The sequence below is a fragment of the Companilactobacillus nantensis DSM 16982 genome, from assembly GCF_001435815.1.
GTDB classification, from domain to species: Bacteria; Bacillota; Bacilli; order Lactobacillales; family Lactobacillaceae; genus Companilactobacillus; species Companilactobacillus nantensis.
In genome coordinates this window covers 1-10,782 of record NZ_AZFV01000048.1, presented here as the reverse complement: position 1 = coordinate 10,782, position 10,782 = coordinate 1, and the positions used below count along the sequence as shown (strand labels likewise).

Below are 10,782 nucleotides of genomic sequence, written 5' to 3'. Positions count from 1 at the left end.
ATGGTTATATTTTGAGGAGAACCTACAGTACCAGCAGGGGCAGTGATAGGCACAGTTATCTTATTACCAGCTTGATCGACGGCGACAGAGGAATCGTCGATTCCTTTAGTCGCAATACCAATGTATTTGATGGGGTTCGTAGAATCAATGGGTACATTATTTTGAGAAAGAACTGCACCATCGGCCGTATAAGTAATGGTGATATCAGGAGTTGAATAACCATTGAATGATTCATTTGGTTTAACGTTAGCTGTAGTACCAACAATACCCTCTGGAATAGTAACAGTGATATTCTCTTTGTCGGGTCCAGCAATTGCAGTTAGATTTGGAGTAGAACTGGGAATCGTATCACCAATTAATGTAATTGTTGTATCAGCAATTACGGGGTTTCCATTTTTATCATAGGTTACGCTAATGGAATCAGCACCATCGGCTGTATGATATCCCTTTGGAATTGGTACGGTGACAGGTAAGGTGTCACCGGCGTAAGTATCAGTATTTGGCGTTACGGCAATTGTTATTGGATCACTTGTTACACCGTTTGTAGTCGTTTGGACGGTTACATTACCCGCATTAGCTTGGATACGACTATAGACGATTCCGTTAGGGTCAGTACTTCCAGCTTCATCGACAGGTATAACTGCTGCTGTAGGAGTCATTTGACCAAATGCTACTTGAACGTGTGAAGTAGAATTATAAGTATGACCATTAAAATCATAAGATGTAGGTACATCTACTATACTGGTTTCACCAAATTTACCATGTGCTGTAAATGTAATGGGACCTTGATCTGTATCTACATTTACAATATTATCAATAGGGTCTCCAAGCTTAGAGGCTGTGGTTTTATCAATTTTAAATTCAAGACGCTTGAGAGGATTGCTCTTGGTAGTGGGATTAGTATAATTAGAATAACCACCAGCAAAATGGTCTTGTAAACCATCGTATATGTAACCTAGTCCATTGGTAATGTTATTTGAAGTACCTAAAATAGGCATTGCTGAAAATGTTTGAACTGGTCCTGAAGTATTCGTGCTCTGCCATCTAGTACCGTCGCCTGATGTTAAAGCCGTTTTTGGATTAAAATGAAGACCTGAGTTTAAAACAATACTATCTAAACTAGTACCATCAAACATACCTTCACCAATGGATGAGTCACCGGTTTCAGTATTTGAATTCCATGCCCATGTATAGACATTTATTGTTTTAAAACTAATGTCATTTTTGAAAAATCCTCTTAAATCGGTTGCATCAGGAGCAAGCCATTGATTCATACTATGTGTGACTCCCTGCCCAGCAACAAGTTCTGGTCCAACAATGTCAGTTAAGGATTCACAGTTTGCGAATGCATAACTTCCGTCAATAATGTTTTTAAAGAAATTGAATCCCATAGTTACTGTTTCAAGAGCATGGTCGTTTTCAAACATATGACTTATATTTGTAAATCTTGTTAGAGTGTTATTAGATAAATCGATATTTTTGATTTTAGAATCATTTTTAAACATTCCTTCGGCGTTAACCGATTTAGAACTATCTGAGGGGAACGTAAGTTTATCTAATCCGGTAATTCCCTCTAAGTTTGTCATGTTAGCAAATAAATATGATGAATCTAATGGAGCTGCAATTGATGTGCCTGTAGCAGGTTCAATGTTTACCTGTGTAATTGTTTTTGTATTACCGCCCCAACGTTCATGATCAACACCAGTTCCTTCATCAAGTGGACCAGTAATGTGTAAATTAGTACCACTATCAGTAACATTCCAACCGTTACCGGAATCTGTAGGAACGGTTACATCTTCAACAACTGGAACAGCAGCGATATCAGCATCCAAAGCGGGTATGCTTAAAACAGCATCTGCAGGAACTGTTGCGGCGACTAATAGTTTAGCATCAGCAGCAGTTTTTAATGCATCTTCTTGTTTAACATCGCCACTAGGAACAGCACCACTTTCGTCCGCAGCAGGAGTTTCTGTTGCTGGTTTAGCAGGATCGATAGGAGTAGTTGGTTCAGTTGGTGCTTCAACAACTTTTTTTGTTGCTGATAGTTGAGCAACTGGAGCAGCAGCGGCTTTAACCACTTGGACATCTTGATTTGGAGTGTCAGCAGGTTTTTCAACTGGTACTTCAGTATCTGTGTCCTTTGTTATTGGAGTAACTGGGTTATTTTGATTAGCTGGAGTTTCCTCAGTAGTTTGTGCCTTGGTATCTTCAGGTTGAGTATTTTCTCCTACAACAGGGGCTGGAGTAACAGTTCCCGTACCTTTAGAATCGCTTGCAGATGTGCCAGCAGGAGTAGCTGGGCTAGGTGTATCACTGCCAGTAACAGTACCCTCATTATTTGAAGAAGCTGCAGGTTCGGGAGTGGCCGAAGGTGCCTTAGAAACTGTTTCTGTAGGTGTTGCTGGTGCAGTTGTAGTTGTGTCGGCCTTAGCGACATAACTTGGTGCTGTCATCATCAATAATCCACCGGCGATGGAAAGGCTACTTACCACAACCCATGACTTCTTTGATTTGACTAATTTTTTCCTCATAATTGCGTTAGGATCACGTTTTAATTGTTGAAATCTCATAAATATCCCCCTATGGTTCTTATTTGTTTAAGAAATATATACATAATGTCTCTTCCAAATTATAAGGTTGTGATAAATTTATTTATTTCATCTTTTGTAAGAATCTTTTACTAAAATGGTATTTTTTTATAATCAAGTGAATATTTAGTCTATATATTAATAAAATATAATACTTAAGAAGACTGATTATAAATTAATCATATTGAATGCAAAAAAAATCCCTAGTAATCAATAATATGATTACTAGGGATTTTACAATCACTTAGATTATTTTTATATGTTACTAACTAGTCTTTAACGATGTTAGTAGCTTGTGGTCCACGGTCGCCGTCTTCTACGTCGAATGTTACGTGTTGACCTTCGTCTAAAGTCTTGAATCCGTCACCTTGGATAGCTGAGAAGTGAGCAAATACGTCACTACCATCTTCGCGAGTAATAAAACCAAAACCTTTATCAGGGTTAAACCATTTAACTGTTCCTTGTTCCATGAATGAGAACCTCCAGCGCTTTTTGCGCAAACTTTTTGCATTTTTAAGCTAATCTCAGAAAGTAACCATTCTTATGAAAAATTAAGTCTCTAACTAACTTTAATACAATATGTGTATTATGCCCTTTTTTGATGGAAAATGGAACCCATTTGGGACAATTAATATTATTTATTTTTAAATGGAGCAGATTTTTTGATGAAAATAAATTCGAAAAAATCGGTACCATCGTTGAATAGATAGTATAAATGCTCAAAAAAAATTGGTTAATTATCTGGCAAAACTTTTTTTAAATTTATTGGGATTATTGTTGAGGTTGACTACTATAAATACCAAATCCAGCAGTTACGCCAATATTTTGACCAGTAACTGAACTAGCTTCGTCGCAGGCTAAGAAATACATCATATTAGCGATATCCTCTGGTTCAACAATTTTCTTCAATGGACTAGCAGCAACAAATTTATCGATCACTGCTTGCGGATTTTGTTGGAACATTGGGGTATTAGTAGGGCCGGGGGCGATGTTATTGACACGAATACCGTACTTTCCGTAATCCAGTGCCATTGATTTAACTAGATTAGTTAGGGCACCTTTAGCTGTACTGTAAGCAGCCATATCGAAATCGCCCATTAAACCAGAAATTGAAGCAGTATTTAGTATAACGCCGCTACGTTGCTTAATCATGTCCGGAACAAAGCTCTTAGTCATTAAATAGACTGATTTTACATCAATATTCATGATTCGGTCCCAATCATTTTCGGCCACTTCATGCAATGCACCTTTAACAAAAACTCCAGCGTTACTAATGATGGCATCAATTTTGCCAAATTTGTCATGACTGAATTGTGCTAATTCAGAAACAGACTTAGCATCGGCCACATTAGTTTGCTTGAATTGCACGGCATCATTAAAAGTAGTAGCTAATTTATCGGCTTGAGTTTGACCATTTTTAACGTCATAGTCCGCCATAACGACTTGCCAATTATTATTCAAAAATTTCTTTGTGGCGCAAAGTCCCATGCCAGATGCGGCACCGGTAATTACGACTGTTTTCATAATATCTCCTCTAAAAGAACTCGTTAGTGATCTCACGACTACAATTAATGAGTTCCTTAGCCATTTGTTTTAATTTGCTTCGAGGAATTTTGTCAAAAGTACCCGAAATTCCCAAAGCAGCAATGACCCTTTGATTGCGAAAGATGGGCACAGCCAAACATCGAATACCGATCGTACTCTCTTCATCATCGAGGGCAAAACCGTTTTGAGCAATTGTTTTCAAATTTTGTTGGAAAGTTAATTGGTCCGTTAAGGTATATTTAGTAGCGATGTCAAAATTCAATTGATTTAAAATATTTTGTTGTTCAGCAGCTGATAAGAAAGCGACGATTCCTTTACCTAAAGCACTCAAATTAACTGGAGTCGCATTTCCCAAGACTTTGAATTCATCGAAGCCTTGATTAGCTGGAAATACTTGAGTGATGACGACGTCTTTTCCGCGAAGAATCCCAATAAAAGCCGTTGTTTGGAATTTATTAGTGATGCTTTTGGAAACAGGAATCGAGACCCAATTGAGGTAGGGGTCGTTATATTGATTAGTAATATCAGTTTGATGGACGAGTGAATATTTATTATCGATTTTCTTGAGATAATTCAGTTCTACTAAAGTACTTAACAGTCGATACACTGTGGTCTTGTTTAACCCTAATCTTTGGGTGATCTCGGTTAAACGAAGCCCACTTGTACCTTTCAAAATTTCCAGAATTTTTAAACCGTTTCGTAAAGTTGATGATGAGTTTGGCATGTGCTGATTCCTTTCTCAATGAGTAAGATAATCTGTTTTAAGTAGAAAGCCAAAAGTCAGTTAAAAGTTTCAGTATATGAAACAAAAATTTTAGCTAAAAAAATAAGAGTTTAGGGTATGTTGTAAGCTACCCAGCACTCTTATTTTTCATTACTGTGACGGAAACCGTAACTAAAGTAAATGATTAGACCAATAGCTGTCCAACCGGCATACATTTTCCATGTGAATGCTTGTAGTTGTGTCATTAAATACACACAAGCTGCGAAGGAAACAATTGGAAAAATTGGATATAACGGTACGCGGAAAGCAGGTTTCAAATCCTTGGTATTCTTACTGTGACGCAGCGAAATCACACCAATCGACGTTACAGCAAAGGCCAATAAGGTTCCAATATTAACTAGTTCAGTGATTTTTTCAATTGGAATAACCGCAGCGACGGTTGCTGCAACGAGTCCAACTAAAAAGGTGCTGCGCAAAGGCACGCCTTGCTTACTGAGTGTTTCAAATTGACGTGGTAATAAGCCATCACGACTGAGTGAGAAAATCAAGCGAGTTCCACCATAAATAACGACGAGTAGCACGGTTGTCATACCCATAATGGCTCCTAGTGAAACGATACCTGAAACCCAGTTTAGATTTAAAATATTTAACGCATGTGAAACGGGATCAGCTACGTTTAATTGTTTGTAATTAACAGCTCCAACTAAAACTAGCGAAACTAAACTGTAAAGAATAGCGACGATTAATAAGGAAGCAATGATACCGATTGGCATGTTGCGCTTAGGATTTTTAACTTCTTCACTGGCTGAAGAAACAGTATCAAAACCTAAGAACGCATAGAATGCCACGGCGGCACCACGACCAATTCCACCAACACCAAATGGCAAGAATGGATTGTAATTTTTCGGCTTAACATAAAAGACTGTAACGGCAACAAATAACAAAATGACGAATATCTTGATGTAAACCATGATGGTATTGACTTTCATAGATTCGGTCATACCTTGAAGTAGTAGCGTTGTAGCGATTAAAACAATAACGAAAGCCACAATATCAAAACGACCTTCGGGATTGCCAACCGTTCCTGCGGCAGATTGCAAGACTTTTGGTAAATGAATGCCAAAGCCTGCTAATAAATTACGGAAATAAGCGGACCAACTAACTGCTGTTGATGAAGCCGCAAATAAGTATTCAGAAATTAGCGACCAACCAACGATCCAAGCCACAATTTCTCCATAAACTGAGTAGGAGTATGTGTAGGCACTACCTGCTAGCGGAATAGTTGATGAGAATTCGGAGTAACAAAAGGCAGCCCCGATACAAACTAGAGCAGCTAAAAGATACGTCAAAATTACCCCAGGGCCGGCATAATTAGCGGCGATAATACCTGGAGTAATGAAGATACCAGAACCGACGATAACACCAACACCCATGATAATTAGGTCTTTAGCGGTCAAAGTTCGGTTGAGGCTAGTTTCCTCGTGTAAGAGATCATTAACGATATCTTTTTTTCGAAATAAGGAGGGCATAAATAACACACTTTCTAATTTAATGTACATAACATTATTGCATGATTGGTTATAAAATTACAGTTTTAACAAAATAAATGATGGGTATATTGAAGGATGCCGTCTCCAGAATCGAGAAATAGTTACTGGCTATGCGGACCGGTCTGAGCCAAGGTCTCAGACCTCGGTTTGGAGCCTCGAAAACGAGTCTCCAAACACGCCCGGTGCTGTAAGCACGGGGAAACCACCCGTACTAACACCACTTTCACAGCCAGTAACTATTCTCGATTCTTCCGACTAATGTCTTTATATAAATTTAAGTTTCTTAAAATGGTTGAAGTATATTTAATTATGACAAGCTTGTTATTTAAGTTAGTGGTAACAAAACTAACTAGCACCACGCGTATCCTTTAAATTACATATCGATATTAGTCGGTATTAATTAATTTGGGTAACAGTATAAGTACAAATTGTTTTTAAAAGAAAAACTTCAGGAAGTCGAGACAGCAAATATATTTCACTAGCAATATGAACTGACTTGATGATACCCTGTGGGTGACTAAGAAAAAGGGGGTGGAGACTGTGCAATTTAATTTCGATAAAATAAATGATCGTCGTAACGCCAATTCTGAGAAGTGGAATGTTAAGGAACATGAGTTGCCAATGTGGGTTGCTGATATGGATATTCAAACGGCTCCCGCAATTGTTGAGGCAATGCATAAGGATGTTGATCGAGGTATTTTTGGTTATCAATATGTTCCTGAAAGCTATTATCAAGCAGTTGCTAGTTGGTATAAAGAGGAACATAACTTTGAGCCAGAGATAGATTGGCTAGTCTTTAGTACTGGTATTATGCCTACAATCGGTTCGATTTTGCGTCATCTAACTGATGTTGGTGACAATGTTTTAATTCAAGAACCCAATTACAATTCATTTTTCCAAGCAATTGAAAAGAATGGTCGGCATATTTTAAATAGTGAACTCACTTATAAAAAGGGCCAATATAGTATTGATTGGAAAGATTTGGAAAATAAGATGCTTGATCCACAAACGACTGTTATGATCGTCTGTAATCCACACAATCCAAGTGGTCATATTTGGGACAAAGCAACTTTGACTAAAATTGGTCAGATGGCTAAAAAGAATCATGTGTTAGTAATCTCTGATGAAATTCATGGTGATTTGACAATGCCAGGTCATGATTATGTACCATTTGCTTCATTGGCAAGTGATGTGACTGATAATAGTATTTCTTTGGTTTCACCAAGTAAGACATTTAATGTAGCCATTTTACATGCTTCAACAATGATTATTCCGAATGAACATCTGCGTCAATTAGCTGAAAAAGCTATTTCAGTAGATGTTTTGAACGAACCTGGTATCTTGGCAATCGACGCATCTATTGCTGCTTACACTGAGGGTCACGAGTGGTTACACGAATTACGGAAATATATTCAGACTAACCGAGAATATTTGGAAAAATTTGTTCAAGAAAATATCCCCGAAATCAAAGTTATTCCAGCAGAATCAACTTACTTAGCTTGGCTCGATTGTAGTAAATTAACTGATAAATCAGATGAGTTTAATCAATTTTTACGTGATGAAACTGGTTTGTATTTAGCTGAAGGAACGAAATACCGTGGCAATGGTAATTGTTTCTTGCGAGTTAATTTAGCAACACCTAAGAGTAATATTGAAGATGGTGCGGAACGTTTAAGAAAAGGTATCGAAAAATATATTAATAGAAAATAAAAAAAGATCGAGATTATTCTCGATCTTTTTTAGTACGTCATTACTTAATTAAAACCATAATAATAGGCACAACAATCAAACTCAACAAGGTTGTTTCCGTAACCATAATCGCAGCGTAATCGGAATCAGCGTGATAAAGTTTGGCAACAACTGGCGCATTTGTCATAACTGGCATAGCTGCTTGAACGATGAAGACTTGTTTCATTAATGGACTAGCTGGAATGAAGAGGAATAATCCAGCCATCAACAATGGAGCACAGATGAAACGGCCGAAGAGGATAGCTAAGTTGTCCTTGTGGAAAGAAATGTTTTTTAGACCAGCATTGTAAATCGAAATACCGATAAAAATCATTGATAATGGGATAGTTAAGTTACCCAGATATTCAAAGTCTGACATTAAGAATTTTGGTAATTGGATGTGTAACATTACCAAAATTAAACCAATAATGAAACCCATCAATGGTGGTGAAAAGACTTTTTTGAGGGTGGTCTTGAGTTTGAAGTGACCTTTGATTTCGCCATCCATCTGGATCAAATATGTTCCTAGTGTCCAGAAGAAGGTTGTGTTAGCCATGTAGTAGACCAAAACATAAGGTAAACTTTTTTCACCAAAGAGTGCCATGTTAACGGGAAGGCCAACAAAGACCGTGTTGGAATTGAAAAACATCGAGGCAAATAAACCTTTATGCTTAGGATCGATTTTCAAAATCTTAATTAAGAGTATAGAAATAAAAATCAAAATGGTCATCGAAATAACAGGGATTGCCAAATTGGGTAACAGTTTAATCAACTTGTCAGCCGTGAAATCTTTGGTAATTGTGGAAATCATATAAGTAGGCAAGGCAACTTGAGTAACTATTTTTGCAATTAAACGTGTTGAATTTTCAGAAAACCAACCGAGCGCACTGAGTCCATAGCCGACTGCAATTAAACCGATAATGATTAGAATTCCTTGAATACTAGAAAAGAAGACACCCATATAAAAAAACACCCTTCATATAATTATATATATGCCTTATGTTACACTTTTTTGAAAAGTTTTGAAAAAAGTTCCTGATTTGTCTACTTTTCATATCTGGTACGGTCCAATGCAAAAAATGGTCGAGTTCAAATCCTTGAATTATGTAATCGCTGTCTTACAATAGAAACGTAAATTAAAACTAATGAGATTTTCGTTTTGAAAATTAGGAGGAATTGATTATGGCATATAAAACAGTCAATCCATATACAAATGAACTTGTTAAATCGTATCCTGACGCTACTAGTGAAGAAATTGAGACAGCTTTAGGTACCGGTTATAAATTATATAAGCAATGGCGCGATGAATCAGTCGCTAGTCGAGCCGTTATTTTGCACGAAATTGCTGACCGTTTACGTGAGAACGAGAACGAATTGGCAAAGATTGCGACGATCGATATGGGGAAGCTTTACGCTGAATCAAAGGGCGAAGTTGAACTCTGTGCTATCATTGCTGATTACTACGCTGACAATGGTGCTGATTTATTAAAGCCAACTCCAATCAGTAGTCGTAACACGGGGGATGCTGAAATTTTACATCAAGCTACTGGTGTGTTGATGATGGTTGAACCTTGGAATTTCCCTTATTATCAAATCATGCGTGTCTTTGCCCCTAACTTTATGGTCGGCAATCCCATGATTTTGAAACATGCCTCAAATACACCTGGTTCTGCTGAGGCATTTGCCAAAATTGTTCAAGAAGCAGGTGCTCCAGCTGGTAGTTTAACTAACTTGTTTGCTAGTTACGACCAAGTAGCTGACATTATCGCCGATCCACGTGTTCAAGGTGTTGCTTTGACTGGTTCAAAACGTGGTGGCCAATCTGTTGCCGAAACAGCTGGTAAAAATTTGAAGAAGAATTCAATGGAATTAGGTGGTTCTGATGCTTTCGTTGTTTTGTCAGACGCTGACGTTGATAAAGCTGTTGATTTAGCATGGCGTGTCCGGATTTATAACGCTGGACAAGTATGTACTTCAGACAAGCGTTTTATCGTTGCTGACAATTTGTACGATGAGTTCTTGAAGAAACTCAAGGCTAACTTTGAAAAACTAGTCCCTGGCGATCCAATGGATCCTAAGACAACAATTGCCCCAATGAACTCCAAACGTGCCAAGGAGAAGCTTCAAGGTCAAATTGACAAAGCTGTGGCTGGTGGTGCTAACGTTTATTACGGTAATCAACCAATCGACTTGCCAGGTCAATTTATCCAACCAACAATTTTGACTGATATTGATAAAGATAATCCCGAATTTTACGACGAAATGTTTGGACCAGTTGCCCAAGTATTTAAAGTAAGTTCTGATCAAGAGGCTATCGACTTGGCTAACGACTCTGAATTAGGTTTAGGTGGAATCGTCGTTTCAGCTGACCCACAACACGGTAAAGCTATTGCCGAGAAGATTGAAACCGGGATGGTCTTTGTAAATTCATTCTTAGTTTCATTGCCAGAGTTACCATTTGGTGGTGTTAAAGGTTCCGGATATGGCCGTGAAATGAGTCAACTAGGACTAAATGCTTTCACAAATGAAAAATTAGTTGTTACAGCGCAAGACCCTGATTGGAATAATCCTGCTGGCGGTTTAGCTGTATTTAAATAACCAAACTCTAAATTAAAATAGAAATCAAAAGGGGCTGTGACATAACTCC

General features: G+C 37.8%; 7 protein-coding genes and 1 pseudogene. 2 read left to right on the top strand and 6 right to left on the bottom strand.

Translation table 11 applies throughout. The features are described from left to right. The 5 genes and pseudogenes from FD31_RS13070 to FD31_RS13050 all read right to left on the bottom strand — a co-directional run. Nucleotides 1–2,570, bottom strand: a pseudogene (locus FD31_RS13070) (leucine-rich repeat protein); the annotation flags it as partial. Nucleotides 2,571–2,857: 287 nt separating this feature from the next. Then, entirely contained in the window at nt 2,858–3,058 is a 201-nt protein-coding gene (locus tag FD31_RS13065) for a cold-shock protein (protein WP_057893227.1), read from the bottom strand. Nucleotides 3,059–3,359: 301 nt separating this feature from the next. Further along, on the bottom strand, nt 3,360–4,112 hold the full coding sequence (locus FD31_RS13060) for an SDR family NAD(P)-dependent oxidoreductase (protein WP_235805373.1): 753 nt from the start codon (nt 4,110–4,112) through the stop codon (nt 3,360–3,362). A 10-nt stretch (nt 4,113–4,122) separates the two neighbouring features. Continuing rightward, nucleotides 4,123–4,857, bottom strand: a complete 735-nt coding sequence (locus tag FD31_RS13055) for an IclR family transcriptional regulator (protein ID WP_057893226.1) — start codon at nt 4,855–4,857, stop codon at nt 4,123–4,125. A gap of 140 nt (nt 4,858–4,997) precedes the next feature. Then, on the bottom strand, nt 4,998–6,386 hold the full coding sequence (locus FD31_RS13050; RefSeq protein WP_057893225.1) for an amino acid permease: 1,389 nt from the start codon (nt 6,384–6,386) through the stop codon (nt 4,998–5,000). Between the two features lie 561 nt (nt 6,387–6,947). Between FD31_RS13050 and FD31_RS13045 the strand changes: the two genes are divergently transcribed. Next, nucleotides 6,948–8,117, top strand: coding sequence for a MalY/PatB family protein (locus tag FD31_RS13045; protein WP_057893224.1), 1,170 nt, complete (start codon nt 6,948–6,950; stop codon nt 8,115–8,117). Nucleotides 8,118–8,157: 40 nt separating this feature from the next. On the opposite strand, the gene FD31_RS13040 is transcribed toward FD31_RS13045, so the two are convergent. Then, on the bottom strand, nt 8,158–9,096 hold the full coding sequence (locus tag FD31_RS13040) for an AEC family transporter (RefSeq protein ID WP_057893223.1): 939 nt from the start codon (nt 9,094–9,096) through the stop codon (nt 8,158–8,160). A 221-nt stretch (nt 9,097–9,317) separates the two neighbouring features. Between FD31_RS13040 and FD31_RS13035 the strand changes: the two genes are divergently transcribed. After that, nucleotides 9,318–10,733, top strand: a complete 1,416-nt coding sequence (locus tag FD31_RS13035) for an NAD-dependent succinate-semialdehyde dehydrogenase (RefSeq protein WP_057893222.1) — start codon at nt 9,318–9,320, stop codon at nt 10,731–10,733. The last annotated feature ends 49 nt before the right edge of the window (nt 10,734–10,782 follow it).